The sequence below is a fragment of the Aeribacillus sp. FSL K6-8210 genome (assembly GCF_037963925.1).
GTDB classification, from domain to species: Bacteria; Bacillota; Bacilli; order Bacillales; family Aeribacillaceae; genus Aeribacillus; species Aeribacillus composti.
Genome location: NZ_CP150172.1, coordinates 1,762,257 through 1,777,938, shown reverse-complemented (window position 1 = coordinate 1,777,938; position 15,682 = coordinate 1,762,257). Strand labels below are relative to the sequence as shown.

Sequence of the window (15,682 nt, the reverse complement as noted above, 5' to 3'; positions counted from 1 at the left end):
CTGAAAAATCTTTTAATAAACGGCACGTCCTTTTCAAACGTCAACTGTTTTTATGTCGCTAAAATACAAGATTTCCATTTTTATCTAATTTCGCTATTATGTTTCTTTTCCCTCCATGAAACACATGCTTCATTTTTCCTATTTCGATGATTGTCCCTTCATTGGCATGATCAATGATAATTTTTCCATTGCTTGGCACGCTGATTTTTGTCATAACCCCGCTTTCTGAACCACTCTCTCTCACCATGACCTCTTTTTCGGAAAATATTTCCCCGCCTCTGAGGACATTTTTTATGGCGATCGTTCCACCAGCATACACTTTGCTGTTAAAACAGCCTTGTCCAGTTATAAAAATGTCCCCTCGGGAATAAATGGTGCTATTTTGAGCATACTTTAGTTTGACAAAACAGTGATCATCCTGTTCATTTTTTTGCCGCTCTAACAGTTCAGCTATTTTTTGCATGAGCTGATTGATTTTTTCGATCGTATGGTATTCATTTACAGCAGGTGAAAGGAAACATAGTCTTAACTGTTCGCTAATTGTTAGCCATTCCAGCTCTAAAATATGACTCCCATTATTGCAGGTCGCAATATATTGCTTTACAAGCGTAAGCAAATTATTGAACTTTTTTTCAAGCAAAATTTTTATTAACGGCTGTAATCCTTTTGATGAATAGTCTGACATTTTATATGCAGGGAGCTTAATGACTTGATAAATGGATTTGATCAATTGATCCATTTGTTCTTGAATGCTTGTTAATAATCGAATGAGCTCGGATGAATAAATATTTTGTTTTCCTGCTGAGATTGTGCTTTTAATAAAGCTTCCATGAACGACAATGGCATTTTTCGATGAAATTGTAGCTCCATATACATTTTTTTGAATCAAAATGTTTCCATCCGCCTCTACAACCATTCCCTCTTCCACATTGCCAAGAACGTCCAGATCACCCTTAAAACGAATGTTTCCTGATAATAAATTCACATCATGAGAATGTACAAGTTTTGGCAATATAGATACTCTGACGATTAATCCCCTTTGTTCAATGAGAGGACGCCCCGTTTCTGTAGCTAAAATTTTTTTACCTTGCTCGATAAGAGCGATTCCCTTTCCCGGCTGAATCGTAAGCGGATATGTCGGTTTAGGTGGTAAAGGTTCGTTCGTAACCGTAATTCCAGGTATTCCAGGGACAGGAGGATGTACAATAGCAATGACCTGTCCTTTTTCAACTGAAGGGAACTCCTGTTTTTCACGAAAATCGACGGTTCCGTCTTCTTTTTCTTTCACTTTTGCTCCTTTATTTAAATCAACGAGAAGCTCGATTTTTCCATTTTCCCCTTCTTTTGGTTTCATGCCAGATGCAATTGTAAATTTTCCTGGCCGGTCCGTATGAATTGCTTTAATAATCTCATTATGGTTAAATCCATGAATAACTCGCAGCTCTTCTAGTTTTTTTAAAATTTGATTGTAATCAACTGCTGGAATCGTTTCAACAATTTCTTCTCCTTCTAATACAATATGCTCACTAGGTTCGATATCTTTCACTTTATACGTTTTTCGATACCCTGGTTCTATTTGTAAAAAAACATGCAGCTTGTCAGAGTCGATCGTAATATCCCATTTACCTTCCGTTACAACTTCATCCGTTTGAATTTTATACTCATCCATTTCTGTTACGATGGTTGTTCCGGTAATGAGTTGACCATTTTTATACAACTTTATTCCTTTTCCAACAGTAACGGTCGGGTATTTATTTGAAGCTGGCTGGCAATATAATTTTCCATCTTTTATCCACACTTTACCTTCTAATGAATTTTCTTTTATTGGTTCAGAGCTTGCAAATGATTCGATTTCTAACGAATCAATGATCTGTTCTAAGGGATCCTGTTTTATAGAGCTTTGCTTAGAAGATGTTTCCTGATCATCCAGCTTTGTTAATCTGACGATCGCCTGTTTAGAACCAATTTTCCAAAATCCTTTGCCGCCTTTTTCGATGATTTCAATCGAAACTTTCTCCTTATCAGTCCCTAAAATACTCAAACCTAGTTCGATCGCTTCCTGTATGTTTTTTCCTTTCGCTAAAACTGACTGATTCATTTGCATCTACCTCTCCATATAAAATTCAGGAGAAACATGTTCATTCATCTGTCGGAGTGCTTATCGAAAAATATCTTCAATGGTGTGGACGGCTGATTTTTCTGGTTTTCCTAATAAATTTCCTTGGCCAACAGGAACTTTTAACAATTTTGCCTTAGCTAAGTCCATCTCCTTTTCGATTCCTTCCAAGATAATAGTGATTTGTTGTTTTGCATATTGCACTAAAAGCGAGACAATGTGCTGTTTTTCTTTAGAACGATATAATTCTTTAGTAAAATGCCGATCAAGTTTAATATAGCTTGCTGAAAAATCAACAATTTGTTGTAAAACAGCCGTTCCATTTCCAACGCCATATAATGCTACATCAAAACCGTTTTTCTTTAACATGTTTATTTTATCTTTTAAATCTGGCAAGTCCCATATATGCTTTTCACTTGGTGTATGATTTATTTGAAATACAACTTTTTCTTGTATTTGAGGATATTGTTTCAATAACCGCTCGACAAATTTTTCGAATTGATGATGAATGAGTGTGGAAGGGAAAAGATTGACGAATATTAATGAATCATCCAAACGTTCAATCGGAAAACACGTAATCGCATTTAATATCGCCTTTATGTTCAGTTCATAAAGACATCCTTTTCCCCGTGCCAGTTCATATATTTTTTCTATGTCCATTTGGCCATCTGGAAAGGTTAAAAATGCCTCATATCCAAATACATTCCAATTATTTAAATCCCAAATCGGTTGATAAACTGATTCCATTTTATTGGCTGCACTGTTTCTCATCTTTTCCCTCCCTTGCCATGTTTTATGATATTTTTGTTCTATGTTCAATGTAACTGTATTCCAACTTATTGTCTAACCAGCCTCCAGCATGAGAGGAACGTATTTTGACTTAAGAAAAATGATAGAGGACAGAATATGTCAAAAATCCGACATTTTACGACTTTTTTATTCAAACTTACAAATATTGCCCAAATAGTTCTTTTGAACTAAAAACAATAGCAAAAAAGACCTATGACTAAATAATCATACTAAAATTATTTCATTTTTTTTAGCAGAAGTTTGAATCCAGAAGGAAAAGCTTTAGAATCGTCATTGTCTTGTATTCATGATTTTGTAACTAGGAAATTGTATTTATGAAAAAAAAAGAAGCTGCTATGATTAGCAAGCCTCCTGTTCAAGTATGAAATTCTTCTGCTTTTATCGACATTGCCGGCAAGTTTGACGTGTTCGTCTAATAAAGTTTTTTATAATTCTCATTTCCTGTATTTCCACAAGATGGTATCTTTTGCTTAAGAAAAGGTTTTCATTATCACTGGAATGAAAAAAGCTTTGATTTTCATCAAACCTTTTACTTTTGCATATTGAATATTGCAAAACACTTTGTAACAAGGCAACTGAACGGTCAGTCATTAAATTCCAACATTTCCAGCACATTAAACGGAACTCTTTTAACCTATTTGAACAAAATAACATTTTTCCCATAACTCATGCGGCATTTTCCGTAAACATAGAAAACAGTTTATATATATTAATGGTGCTGCCTGTGTTCTAGATCTTTCTTAACAGCATGATTCGTTTCTCGATTCAACATAGGCAGTTTAATCCAAAAGTCACTTCCTTCTCCTATTTTGCTAACAACCCCAAATTCCCCGTTCATCAGCTCTATCAGTTGTTTTACAAGTGAAAGTCCGAGACCGGTTCCTTCAACTTGCACATGTTGAATACGATAAAAAGGTTCATATATTTTTTTCAATTCTTCTTCGCATATCCCGATGCCGGTATCAATTATGTGAATAACTAGAAATCCGTTTTGACATTTACAGGTTATATGGATCTGTCCACCTTCAACATTATATTTAATCGCGTTATCTAACAAATTTAAAATGACTTGTTTTAATCTTAACGAATCAATGTGGATCATTTGATCCACACACTGATCAATGCTTTTGATGATTTTGATCCTTTTTTTGTTTGCCGCTGGCTTCATCAATGCTATACATTCACATATGACCGAATCAATTTGTACTTCGTCATTTGAAATTTTTATTTTTCCTGTTTCAATTCTGGAAAGATCTAAAATTTCATTAATCAAATTTAATAAATGGCGGCCTCCTTTTAAAATTTCTTCCACAAATGCTTGCTGCTGCTCCGTTAACGTTTTATCTAGTTCCAACAAATGAGAAAAACCAAGGATTCCATTTAACGGCGTTCTTAATTCATGACTCATTTTCGATAAAAATTCCGATTTCGCCATATTGGCTTTGACGGCTTCTTCTTTCGCCTGAATAATGCTGTTTTCCATCTTCTTTTGTTCTGTTATATCTTCAAACGTCCATAAATGGCCTTTCAGTTTCCCGTCCATATAAAAGGGAAAATAACTTCTTTTCAAGATTTTACCATTTTTGGTGTTCACTTCATCAGAGAAATGCTTATAGGGCGTGAAAATCTTTGATACTTCCCCTGTGTTCTCTTCAACCTTTCGGCCAACGGCTGGAAAATAATTTGTGATGTTTTTCCCAATCAGCTGTTTTATTGGCTCATTGATTTGAAAAATTTTCAATATCGTCTTATTTAAGGCGATAATCTTCATTTCATGATCAATCACAACAATTCCGATTGGCAGATTGTCAATAATCGTCCGTCTTAGTGCATTCGACTCATTTAATTTCATTTCCTGCTCTTTTCTGACGGTTATGTCTACACAAGAACCGATGACTTCAACAACTTTTCCATTTTCTATAACCGGACTTAACACAGCCAAGTAATCATATCCGTTCAGCTTTCCCTCAAAATGGACAATCTCGCCATTCCAGGCTTTCTGATAAGCTCGAAGCTGCCGTTCAGCGACTTCTTTCGGCAAAAAATCCCGCAAATCCTTTCCAATAATCTCATGGGGAGAATAGCCAAGTTTATAGAGCAATTCCCCTGCACATAACGTATGGATAAACTGATCGTTTATTTTGACGAACTTAAATGTCATTCCTTGCTGGCGTTCTAATGTATTCATTAAATCTTTCTGCATTTTTCGAAGTCGTTTTTGATATTGTTTTAATTCTTTCATATCTTTGGCGATGACGAAAAAACCTTCATTTTTTCCTTCAACGATCATAGGGACGAACGTTAAAAGTAAAGGAATCCATTCACCTTTACTATTTTTAAACGAAACTTCCATTTCATTTTCGTTATGCTCCAACAAACGATTCATTTTCTGTTTTACCCTTTCGGCATCGTCTTGAGGCAAAAACGAAAAAATCGATTGATGAATCATTTGTTCTTTTTTTGCTTTTAAGATTTCTAATCCTTTAGGATTTATATTCGTAATCATTCCGTCGATATTAATGATGAAAACGATATACGGATTATACGAAATCAATGACTCGTAATATAGATTTGTTGTTTCAAACTTTCTTTCTAGCTTGTTTTTTTCTTTTTGAACAAATGCAAAAATCATAAAAATCATGATGATTGAAAGGAGAAGTTGATTTGCCAGCAATGTAGAAACCGAATAAATCTGCTCATATATGAATAATCCAGCTTTTTTTATTTCATTCATTACCGTGTATTGAAAAATGAAAATACCCAATCCCAAAACAATTGAAGGTATTATGATCGCTTTCATTTGAAGCTTTTGAGATCGCTTATTGTGATGGAAAAAGGCAATCACTGCTCCCGCTAAAACAAAAGCGATTAAGTTAGAAAGAACGGAATAAAATCCGTCATATTCATTCCCTTTCAATGATTTTATACCAATATAATATATTACAAAAATACTTAAACCCACTACAATCGAAATCGCCGCTGCATTAGAAACATTTTTTTGTTTATCTTTCATGGAAAAAGCAGCGAATGATGCAATGATCCCTAGCAAAAAAGATAATAACGTATAGACGGTGTAATACGTTGCAATCAAATATAAATCATCACCGAGCATGTCAATAAATTGCATCGACCAAATTCCTAACCCTACCCATATCGTTCCTAACATTATGTATAACCACTTATCCTTTTCAGTAGACACCTGTATGTTCTGAATCATGTGAACAGAAAAAAAAGAAGCAATGATTGCCATGACGACAGATGAAATCACTAACTCCCAATTAAACAAAGCTTCCATGTTTCACACACCTTATCTTATTTGCTTACATCATAAACAAATAAAGAAGGTTAGACAATTATTTTTACTCTGTGGAACCATTTTGAACAGAACGGAACAGTTTTTTTAGTAAAATATTAAAACTGTTTTTTGAAGACGGTGGAGTAATATGCCAAAGAACTTTGCAGATAAGCGGGATACTTTTATTAAAAAGCGGAATTTAAAGCGTCATCCTAGTATTGAAAAAACAAAAAAAGCACCGAGATTTAAGAAATTTTATAGGTGCTATTGCTCTCAAACAATCATTCTATATGAAAAATTTCATAGAAGCAATTTTAAATGTTCTTAACAATCTTTGCATTTTATTGCACCTATTGATTCAAAAATCTCTTAGTGCAGCATTGTAAATGTTATATTTATTTATTTTTGTAAAATATAAAAATTCTTTTGATTTAAAGAGTACAACTACAGAATATGACTTGCAATGATTCGATCAAGCTTCCGAATATTCACTTTTTCTGTGAAAATCAATTAACCATGGCTGAAGCGGTATACCCCACAATCAAATTGGATACCCTATTAACGACCAAAAAAAGGAAATAGGAAAGCAGAGCTACCTTATTTTTAGGTATCTCGTATATTTCTGAACCTTTTTGGTTATACTAATTTATTTACTGCTCTCGAAACGGTTCTTTTCGAGAAATGATGCAGTAAATGATGGTAAGCATTCGGTGCGCGATCGCAACGAGTGCTTTTTTCTTTCCCCTGCGTGCCGCCAATGACCAATATTTCGCTGCCAAACGTTGATTCCTACATCGAGACAAAGCCCAAGCCGCCTCACATAACGCCGATTTGATATGCGGATTCCCCTTCGTCGTTCGGGTACTTTTTCGTTTTCCAGCACTTTCATGATTTCCCGGCGCGACTCCCGCCCATGAAGCGAGGTGTTGAGACGTTGGAAATTGTCCCATATCGACTCCGATTTCAGCGATAATCACGGCAGCGGTTTCCTTCTTGACCCCCGGTATGGTCACAAGAAGCTCCATCTCTTGTTTGTATACTTGTAAGAGTTGGTCGATTCGTTCTTCGATGTCTCGAAGTAAACTTTCCAACGATTCGATGTGCTTCCACGATTGGCGAATCATGAACAGTTGATGGTTGGTCAATGTACCAAAGAGAGAATCCTGAATTTGTTGTTTTTTCCTCTTCATACTCCTGTGAATGCAAGCATCGACTTCGGTTTCTTCGATGTATCCCTGTTTCATTAAACGTTCCAGTAGCTTTCGCCCAGATACACCAAATACATCCGAAATCACGGAACTTAACTTGATATTGGAACATTCCAACACTTTTTGAATGCGGTTTTTCTCCGCGGTTAACTGCCCGATCCATTTTTTGCGCAAGCGAGTTAAATCCCGTAATTCTCGAATGTTCTCAGGAGGTACGAAACTCTTCTCGATCAATCCGTAACGCAACAATTTGGCGATCCATTCTGCATCGGAAACATCGGTTTTTCTCCCCGGTACATTTTTGATTCGCTGAGCGTTGGCAAGTGTAATGTCAAAGTAATCTTCCAAAATATTGAACACAGGTTTCCAGTAAACGCCCGTACTCTCCATCGCAATATGAGTGACACCACGATCTTCTAACCATTTCAGAAGACGAAACAAGTCTTTCGTGAAAGTAGGAAATGTTTCAACTTCCTTTTGAACGTGTTCTTCCTCTCCAAGAAGAGCACAAACGACAATTGTTTCGGCATGGATATCTAATCCTGCACAACGATGATAAAGAACATCCATGATTCTTACTCCTTCCATCGATAAATTCGCAAACAGGGAGTCCATTTGCACGTTAGGCATTTTTCTGTTCGTAGTCACCTTTTCACACGAAAAGGGCTGACAATGGGTGGAACACCAAATGGACTCAAACAGTTTTTATTACAGGGTCGAACCACCATTAAAGAGAACGTCTTTCAAAACTGTTTGCGTTCATATCCATTATGGGAAGGAATGATGGATTTTCATGCATGGGTGGGGAGTAAAATTACTCATGGATGTTTTTATTTAATAATAATTTGAATTTCCCTGCCCTAGTCCATAGTTCGAGTTCTGCATTAAGATCAATCTTTCCTCCATTTTCAGAAGAATACATGACAATCGATTTAAATGGAATGGTGTAGATTTCCACTTTTTTACCTGTAATTCCTTGACGATCGGCAATGATTATTCTTTTGTTCGTCACGACCGCAACATCTCGAACCGTTTTATACGCAGCTTCCGCAGTTTCCCCTTCAATTAAAATTTCCTCCACTTCTTTTGGAACATCTGTCTCTTCATAAAACGTCCAAGTCATAATAGAACCTACATTTGCCATACCTATTTTCCTCCCCAATTTGCTTCATTTATGAACAATAAACATAATTTTGGCAAACTGTCTTGGAGCTTATCTTACAAATGTGATAAAATCAACGTTCACTGGTTCATGCCGTTCAGATCGCAGTCTCAAGTTGATCTGTCCTCGATGGTAATGTCCGTGCAAAGCGACATGAGTTAAAATTTCCCTTAATGTATTTTGAAACTCGATTCCTTTACTGTTTTTGTAAGTGACAATGTTGTCTAAATCACGATTCGTCAAATTTTTCAAAAACGATGTAATGCTCTGTTCATTTTGTTTTGCAAGTTCTGCACAGGCATCTATATGTACATCCTCCCAAATCGCAATGTGTGAGCTGTCCAATCCTTGTAATCTTGTAAACCATAGTTTTTCAGTTAAAAGAATATGCGAAAACAAGCGCAGCGCCCCATTATTTTCCCCTTCAATCTTTTGCAAAGTGTCTAATATACGCTCGTTCGCCCAATGCAAGTGCTCAAACATCTTTTGAATCGTTTCCAATAAAAATCCTCCTTCTTTACTTTACTATGTATGCAGCAAATGCTGTTCCTTTGAGTTAACTGACAATGATTAGGTTTTATCGTATAAAAGTTCGTCAAATACACGGTATATTTTCTGAATATTCTAATAATTTATTGTTAGCAAGCTGATTATGAATTCCTGTTTTTGACTGTTTTATCAAATTGGGAGATATCCAACCTTTTAAAACTTTTTGGGAAAGAAACTCCAAAGATTGTTCAGAGTTTTGCATTCTGCCTCGCAAAATGACAAGTGTTGAAACAATTATAACATGAGTTCGCTTAAAAATTTAAACATTTTTTCAGTCTGCGAGCATAATTAAGCTCTCTATTATTAATCCAACTTCTGTAAAATATTATGCAAAATTACATATTCAATTTACCTGCTTGACAGCCGATTTTCTCATTGATTCGTTCAATCATTTCGCAAACTTTAAAAGTCGGATAGATCATATGCTTGCTGGACAGATCAAGCAATCAATAGTTTACTTGCTATCAGTTAGTATTTAATAATAGAAGAAGGAAAGGGGTGACATCAAACGACAAATAGTTAATATTTATATCTATAGAAGGAAAGAGGTTGTAATAGCCTGACTCTTCTTTTCAACCTTTTGAGGCATTGAAGCTCTTCATATAGAACTAGCAAAAGGAAAACCATCCCCTTTTAGGAGAGGATGGTTACTTGACATCGTAGCCTTGATCTTCAATGGCGTTTTTCATTTTTTCAATTGTTACTTTTTTGTCGTCATATTCTACCTCAACAGTCCCTTTTTCAAGTGATACTTCGACCTTTTCGACTCCGTCCAGCTCTTTTAGAGCGTTTGTAACAGCCATTTTGCAGTGATTGCAAGACATCCCTTCTACTTGAAATGTAAGATTCATTTTCATTTCCTCCTTAGTATGATTTTAAGATACTCAGATTAAATCGTTGCAAATACTTTACAGTTTTATTCGTTTTAAACGCAGCGCGTTTGTGACAACGGAAACTGAACTGAGTGCCATTGCTGCTCCGGCGATCCAAGGCTCCAAGAGGCCAAGGGCGGCAACTGGTATGCCGATTGAATTGTAGAAAAGAGCCCAAAATAAGTTTTGCCGAATGTTTTTCATCGTTTTTTGGCTCAAGGAAATCGCTTTTGGAATGTGTGTTAAATCACCTCCGACCAAGGTAACGTCAGCCGTTTCGATGGCAACATCTGTCCCGGTTCCGATCGCCATGCCGATGTCGGCAACTGCTAGAGCGGGTGCGTCATTCATTCCGTCTCCAACCATCGCTACACGATATCCTTGCTTTTGTAGATCCTCCACGATTTTCGCTTTTTCCTCCGGAAGCACTTCAGCATATACTCGCCCGATCCCCGCTTCCTTCGCTACTGTTTCCGCTGTTCTTTTATTGTCTCCCGTTGCCATAAATATGTTGATTCCCATTTCCTTCAATGTTTGAATGGCTTTTTTTGAGCTTTCTTTAATAGTATCAGCGACAGCAATGATGCCAGAAAGCTCCCCATCAATTGCAACTAGCATAGCTGTTTTTCCTTCTGATTCAAGCTTCACCATTTTCTCTTCATGGGCTGAAGTTGCAATCGACCGTTCTTTCATCAGCTTTCTTGTGCCAACAAGTATATGTTTTCCATCTACTTTGGCTTCGATGCCATGTCCAGTCACGGCTTTAAAATGCCCCGGGTTTTGTATGTTGATGGAACGTGCTTTACCGAATTCTACAATTGCTTGGGCAAGCGGATGTTCAGAAGCGCTCTCAGCAGAAGCGGCATAATAAAGCATGCCTGTTTTTAATTCAATACAATCGGTCACTTCCGGTTTTCCTTTTGTTACCGTTCCCGTTTTGTCAAGGAGAACCGCATTGATTTTATGTGTTTCTTCTAGATGCTCTCCCCCTTTAAATAAAATCCCGTTTTCTGCCCCTTTTCCTGATCCGACCATGATCGATGTCGGCGTCGCCAATCCGAGTGCACAAGGACAGGCGATGACAAGAATAGAAATCGCTACTTCTAACGCTCTTGCCATATCATATGGCGTTATGAACAAATACCAAACAGCAAACATCACGATCGCAACGCCTACAACAATAGGAACGAATATACCGGATATGACATCGGCCATTCGCTGTATTGGCGCTTTCGATCCTTGCGCTTCTTCAACAATTTTAATGATGTTGGCAAGAGCGGTATCCTTCCCAACCTTTTCTGCCCGTATTGTTAAAAGGCCGTTTGTATTGATTGTGGAGCCAATTACTGCATCCCCTACTTTTTTCTCAACCGGGATAGATTCACCTGTGATCATCGATTCATCGACAGAAGACATTCCAGAAATGACCGTTCCATCGACTGGAATTTTTTCTCCGGGCTTTACGATTATCTCATCCCCTACTTTTACTTGCTCCAGCGGGATCCATTCTTCCTTCCCGTCACGGATGACAAGCGCGTCCTTCGCTTGCAGGCTTAACAGCTTGGAAATAGCTTCTGTCGTTCTACCTTTTGCAATCGCTTCAAAATATTTTCCAACGAGCACAAGGGTGATCAAGATTGCACTCGTTTCAAAATATAGATGCGGCATATGATCGGGACGGCCGATTGTTTTGATCGCTTCGTACAAACTGTAAAAGTAGGCTGCTGATGTGCCGAGCGCCACGAGCACGTCCATGTTTGCGCTTTTGTTTCTTAAAGCCCGGTAAGCTCCTGTGTAAAATGAGCCGCCGATATAAAATTGAACAGGTGTTGCCAGCAACAGCTGAAACCACGGATTCATAAACAGATCCGGCACCGCAAGCCCCGTTTCAAACGGTAAATGGGCGATCATTGTATACAATAAAGGAAGTGATAATAAAATAGAAACAATAAGCTTTCTTCTTTTATGATGCAATTGTTCTTTTTTTCGATCCGATTGATGGGTAGTCTCGTCCCGAACTTGTCCTTTATAACCAAGCTTTTTTATTTTCTCTAAAAGATCTTCAACCGAAACAACGCCTTCCCTATATTCCACAACAGCGCTGTTTGTCGCTAAATTGACAGTCGCATTTACAACGCCTTCCGTTCTTTTCAGCCCTTTTTCAATACGTGCGCTGCATGCGGCACACGTCATGCCTTCAATATCCAATGTTACTTTTTCCGATTCGACGCCGTAACCTAACTGTTCAATTTTCCGCTGGATGTCTAAAAGATTTTGTTTCGAAGGGTTATAATGAATAGTTGCTTTTTCCATCGCTAAATTGACAGTTGCCTCTACTCCGTCCATTTTATTCAGCACTTTCTCAATGCGCGCGGAACATGCAGCACATGTCATGCCGGTAATGTTTAATGTGACAAGCTTCTGTTCGCTCATTTGTTCCACCTCTTATTTAGAAAACTGTTTGATCACATCCATCAGCTCACGAATCGACTCATCACCGCTTCCTTCTTTGATCGCTTTCGCAACACAATGGCTGGCATGCCGCTCCAACAGGTTGAAACCTACTTTTTGCAGCGCAGCTTGAATGGCTGAAATTTGGACTAAAATATCAATGCAATAACGATTGTCCTCAATCATTTTTTGTACCCCGCGAACCTGCCCTTCAATCCGTTTCAGCCTCTTTAAAAGCTTGTCTATTTCATCAGAAGTTCTAGGAACCATTATTTTCTCGTGATTATGTTTTTCATTTTCTGTCACTGACACCCCTCCCCTCTTTCGTTTGTATACATTATACCCGTTATAGGTATAAAAAGCAAATGATTCAGCTTCCTAGTTTTTTTACAAAGATTCAACTCTATCAAGTCGTGAAACACAATTTTCTGTAAAATCTGACCGCATACTTAAGAGTGGACAATAAAATTCAAAAATTGGTAAGATTCGTTTTAATAAAAAATCAGATAGCATGAGAGGTGCCTTCATGAAATTGTTTTCGTTTATAAAGAGGATGTATTTTTATATTTTTCTCTAGAACTATCGCTTATTCCCCCAAAAGGAATTTCCTCGTCCAAAATTCCTCTTACAATAAATCACTCCCTACACAATGTATAGGGAGTTGTCATCATTAAAACGGAAATTGACGCTCTTTTTCTTGAACTGAAACCCATTTTGTCACGGTAAATTCGTCGACAACCCATGGATTTCCGAAACGTCCTAAACCGCTTCCTTTGTTTCCGCCGAATGGAATATTTGGAGCATCATTGACTGTTTGGTCATTGATATGGGTCATGCCTGAATCAATGGACAACGCAAGCTGTTCCCCTCTATTCAAGTCGCTGGTGAAAATAGAAGAACTTAAACCATATTCGGTGTCATTGGCCATTTCAATCGCTTCTTCATCAGATTCAGCCTTAATGATTGTCGCGATGGGCGCAAATACTTCTGTTTGCGCGAGCTTGCTTGAATTTTTGACATTCGTAAAGACAAATGGAGTGAGGACGTTTCCTTCTCTTTTCCCTTCTAAGACAAGTGTTGCGCCTTCCTTCTTAGCTTCTTCAATGTAGCTTAAAGCTTTTTTCAGCTGCGTTTCATTGATTAATGGTCCAATGACCGTATTGGGATCGGAAGGGTTCCCATAAGGAAGAGATTTTGCTCTGGAAACAAATTTTTCCACAAATTCATCGTAATGATCTTTATGAACGATAAAGCGATTGACGATCATACAAATTTGTCCTTGGTGGATAAACTTGCCGAAAACAGCGGCGTTCACTGCCTGGTCTACGTCGGCATCCGACAGCACGACAAACGGACTGTTGCCTCCAAGCTCCAGCGCAACCCGTTTCAAATTGCGGCCAGCAATTTCACCGATATATCTGCCAACGGCGGTGGAGCCGGTAAAACTAATTAAGCGCGGAATCGGATTTGTCAGCATTTCATCACCGATTTCAGGAATATCGGTTAAAATCATGTTGAAGACTCCTTTTGGAAGTCCGGCATATTCAAATGCTTTCGCAATGATCGAGCCTCCAACAAGACCTACCTGTATATCCGGTTTATGGACAACGCTGTTTCCTAATGCAATCGCAGGAGCGATCGTTCTCATCGATAAATTCATCGGGAAATTGAACGGTGATATCGATGAAATCACTCCGAGCGGAAGACGGTAAATTTTGTTCACTTTCCCTTCAATTGCACTTGGGACTTCCCTGACTTCATGTATGGCTCCTGCATAGTTCAAGGCTTCTTCGAGAACCTCCAGCGTCAAGTGCAATTCTACATTCGCCTTTAAAACAGTTCCGCCTGTCTCGCGAGTGATAACGCTTACAATTTCATCCTGATGAGACTTTAAATATTCTGCTGCTTTTCGAATAACTTCCTTTCTTTCTTCAACAGACGATTTCGCCCATTCTTTTTGTGCCTGTTGAGCGATTTCAAATGCTTCTTGCACTTGTTCTCTCGTTGCTAAACGCACTTTTGTGATGAGGGAATTATCGTAAGGATTAACATCTTCAAATATGCTTTCGCTTTTTCCTTCAACCCATTGTCCGTTAATATAGCTTTTATTGTAGTTCTCAAATTTCTCCATTTGGTCCCCTCCTAAAAATTCCGAATTTTCAATCCAATTTTATTAGTTTATGGCGCGGCTGTCAATCATTAAGCATCATTTCATATTTTTCGTCCTGCTGTCATTGTATCAATTTGCTTGGCCCGCCATGAAATTGGCGAGCTTCTAAAAAACCTTTCATTGAGAACTGTAAGATTTTCTAGGAAGCTGCATCAACATAGCAGTTATGCTCCGTTTTATAGATAAATATGTTTCGCTGCCGACTTCCATTCCACTCAAATCCCAAATATTTCTCGCTTTATTACGACAATGTTTAAATGATTTTCGAGTCATTTTTATTGAAATGGTTCAGAAGTTCCATTTGATTGTACATTTGAAAAGTAGATCAACTGTATATAGTTTTGTTCAAACATACTTTTTGGCTTCTTAAATTCTAGCAAAATATTTTAAGCCGATGCATCAGCATTTTCCATTTTTACTGTGCATATGATACGGCAGTTACTTGCCTGGATCTAAAAAGCGGTGATTCAACTCTCCATAAAAATAAAATAAAGAGGATTCTCACCGCTTCCAAAAACTATCAAAACATGGTAAAATAAAAAGGAACATTTGTTCGTTTATTTTCGGTCTGCCTTTCGTCACGAATTCATGAAGGGATCAAGGGATGGAGGGTTATTTTTGAAAAGAAGATAAAAAAACATATAATGCTTTCTTTTGCTCATCATTTAAAGTAGAAAGAATATGTTCTACTTGATCATCAACAAGGGATATGTCCTCGTTATCGATCATTTTAAAAAAGCTTCCCATCGGTATATTAAATCTTTGGCAAAACTTTTGAATGAGGCTAATAGGAATTTCTTGTTCACCATTTTCGATTCTGGAAAGCCTTGGCTGAGAAATTTCCAAATCCTCGGCCAGTTGAACCATCGATATATTATACTTTTTTCGCACTTCTCTTATTTGTTCTCCGATTTTTTTATTGATTTCCATCTGTTACATTCCTTCTTTGCTACTTCATCTATAATATAGTTTAACGTTTTCCTATTTTACTTTCAATTCGTTTTGTATTACTATAAAAATGAATATTTTTTATTCATTTTTATCTTCAA

11 protein-coding genes are annotated in these 15,682 nt (G+C 37.5%); all 11 read right to left on the bottom strand.

All coding sequences use genetic code 11. The annotated features are described in order from the left end of the window. Window positions 1-58 precede the first annotated feature (58 nt). The 11 genes from NSQ41_RS08585 to NSQ41_RS08535 all read right to left on the bottom strand — a co-directional run bounded on the left by NSQ41_RS08585 (window position 59) and on the right by NSQ41_RS08535 (window position 15,563). Window positions 59-2,098, bottom strand: coding sequence for a FapA family protein (locus NSQ41_RS08585; protein WP_339211446.1), 2,040 nt, complete (start codon window positions 2,096-2,098; stop codon window positions 59-61). Window positions 2,099-2,158: 60 nt separating this feature from the next. After that, window positions 2,159-2,887 (bottom strand): EAL domain-containing protein, encoded by a 729-nt coding sequence (locus tag NSQ41_RS08580; RefSeq protein ID WP_066246638.1) that lies wholly within the window; start codon window positions 2,885-2,887, stop codon window positions 2,159-2,161. A 748-nt stretch (window positions 2,888-3,635) separates the two neighbouring features. Beyond that, window positions 3,636-6,221: a PAS domain S-box protein gene (locus NSQ41_RS08575; protein WP_339211444.1), complete on the bottom strand. Its 2,586-nt coding sequence runs from the start codon at window positions 6,219-6,221 to the stop codon at window positions 3,636-3,638. A 650-nt stretch (window positions 6,222-6,871) separates the two neighbouring features. After that, entirely contained in the window at window positions 6,872-7,999 is a 1,128-nt protein-coding gene (locus NSQ41_RS08570; RefSeq protein WP_094244858.1) for an IS110 family transposase, read from the bottom strand. 244 nt (window positions 8,000-8,243) lie between these two features. Continuing rightward, window positions 8,244-8,573, bottom strand: a complete 330-nt coding sequence (locus tag NSQ41_RS08565) for a PH domain-containing protein (RefSeq protein WP_339211443.1) — start codon at window positions 8,571-8,573, stop codon at window positions 8,244-8,246. 69 nt (window positions 8,574-8,642) lie between these two features. After that, complete coding sequence (locus NSQ41_RS08560; RefSeq protein WP_063389576.1) at window positions 8,643-9,092, bottom strand: DinB family protein; 450 nt, start codon at window positions 9,090-9,092, stop codon at window positions 8,643-8,645. A 695-nt stretch (window positions 9,093-9,787) separates the two neighbouring features. Then, window positions 9,788-9,991 carry a copper chaperone CopZ gene (gene copZ, locus NSQ41_RS08555; RefSeq protein ID WP_094245704.1) on the bottom strand — a complete coding sequence of 68 codons (204 nt, stop codon included), beginning with the start codon at window positions 9,989-9,991 and terminating at the stop codon, window positions 9,788-9,790. A gap of 57 nt (window positions 9,992-10,048) precedes the next feature. Beyond that, window positions 10,049-12,445 (bottom strand): heavy metal translocating P-type ATPase, encoded by a 2,397-nt coding sequence (locus NSQ41_RS08550; RefSeq protein ID WP_066246632.1) that lies wholly within the window; start codon window positions 12,443-12,445, stop codon window positions 10,049-10,051. Between the two features lie 12 nt (window positions 12,446-12,457). Next, window positions 12,458-12,733, bottom strand: coding sequence for a metal-sensing transcriptional repressor (locus tag NSQ41_RS08545; protein ID WP_063389602.1), 276 nt, complete (start codon window positions 12,731-12,733; stop codon window positions 12,458-12,460). Window positions 12,734-13,133: 400 nt separating this feature from the next. Beyond that, on the bottom strand, window positions 13,134-14,594 hold the full coding sequence (locus NSQ41_RS08540) for an aldehyde dehydrogenase family protein (protein WP_130157244.1): 1,461 nt from the start codon (window positions 14,592-14,594) through the stop codon (window positions 13,134-13,136). A 651-nt stretch (window positions 14,595-15,245) separates the two neighbouring features. Further along, entirely contained in the window at window positions 15,246-15,563 is a 318-nt protein-coding gene (locus tag NSQ41_RS08535; RefSeq protein ID WP_063389580.1) for a helix-turn-helix transcriptional regulator, read from the bottom strand. Window positions 15,564-15,682 lie beyond the last annotated feature (119 nt).

Coding starts and splice junctions, on each gene's coding strand:
- NSQ41_RS08585 (WP_339211446.1), bottom strand. CDS start 2,098: ATGAATCAGTCAGTTTTAGCGAAAGGAAAAAACATACAGGAAGCGATC.
- NSQ41_RS08580 (WP_066246638.1), bottom strand. CDS start 2,887: ATGAGAAACAGTGCAGCCAATAAAATGGAATCAGTTTATCAACCGATT.
- NSQ41_RS08575 (WP_339211444.1), bottom strand. CDS start 6,221: ATGGAAGCTTTGTTTAATTGGGAGTTAGTGATTTCATCTGTCGTCATG.
- NSQ41_RS08570 (WP_094244858.1), bottom strand. CDS start 7,999: ATGGATGTTCTTTATCATCGTTGTGCAGGATTAGATATCCATGCCGAA.
- NSQ41_RS08565 (WP_339211443.1), bottom strand. CDS start 8,573: ATGGCAAATGTAGGTTCTATTATGACTTGGACGTTTTATGAAGAGACA.
- copZ (WP_094245704.1), bottom strand. CDS start 9,991: ATGAATCTTACATTTCAAGTAGAAGGGATGTCTTGCAATCACTGCAAA.
- NSQ41_RS08550 (WP_066246632.1), bottom strand. CDS start 12,445: ATGAGCGAACAGAAGCTTGTCACATTAAACATTACCGGCATGACATGT.
- NSQ41_RS08545 (WP_063389602.1), bottom strand. CDS start 12,733: ATGGTTCCTAGAACTTCTGATGAAATAGACAAGCTTTTAAAGAGGCTG.
- NSQ41_RS08540 (WP_130157244.1), bottom strand. CDS start 14,594: ATGGAGAAATTTGAGAACTACAATAAAAGCTATATTAACGGACAATGG.
- NSQ41_RS08535 (WP_063389580.1), bottom strand. CDS start 15,563: ATGGAAATCAATAAAAAAATCGGAGAACAAATAAGAGAAGTGCGAAAA.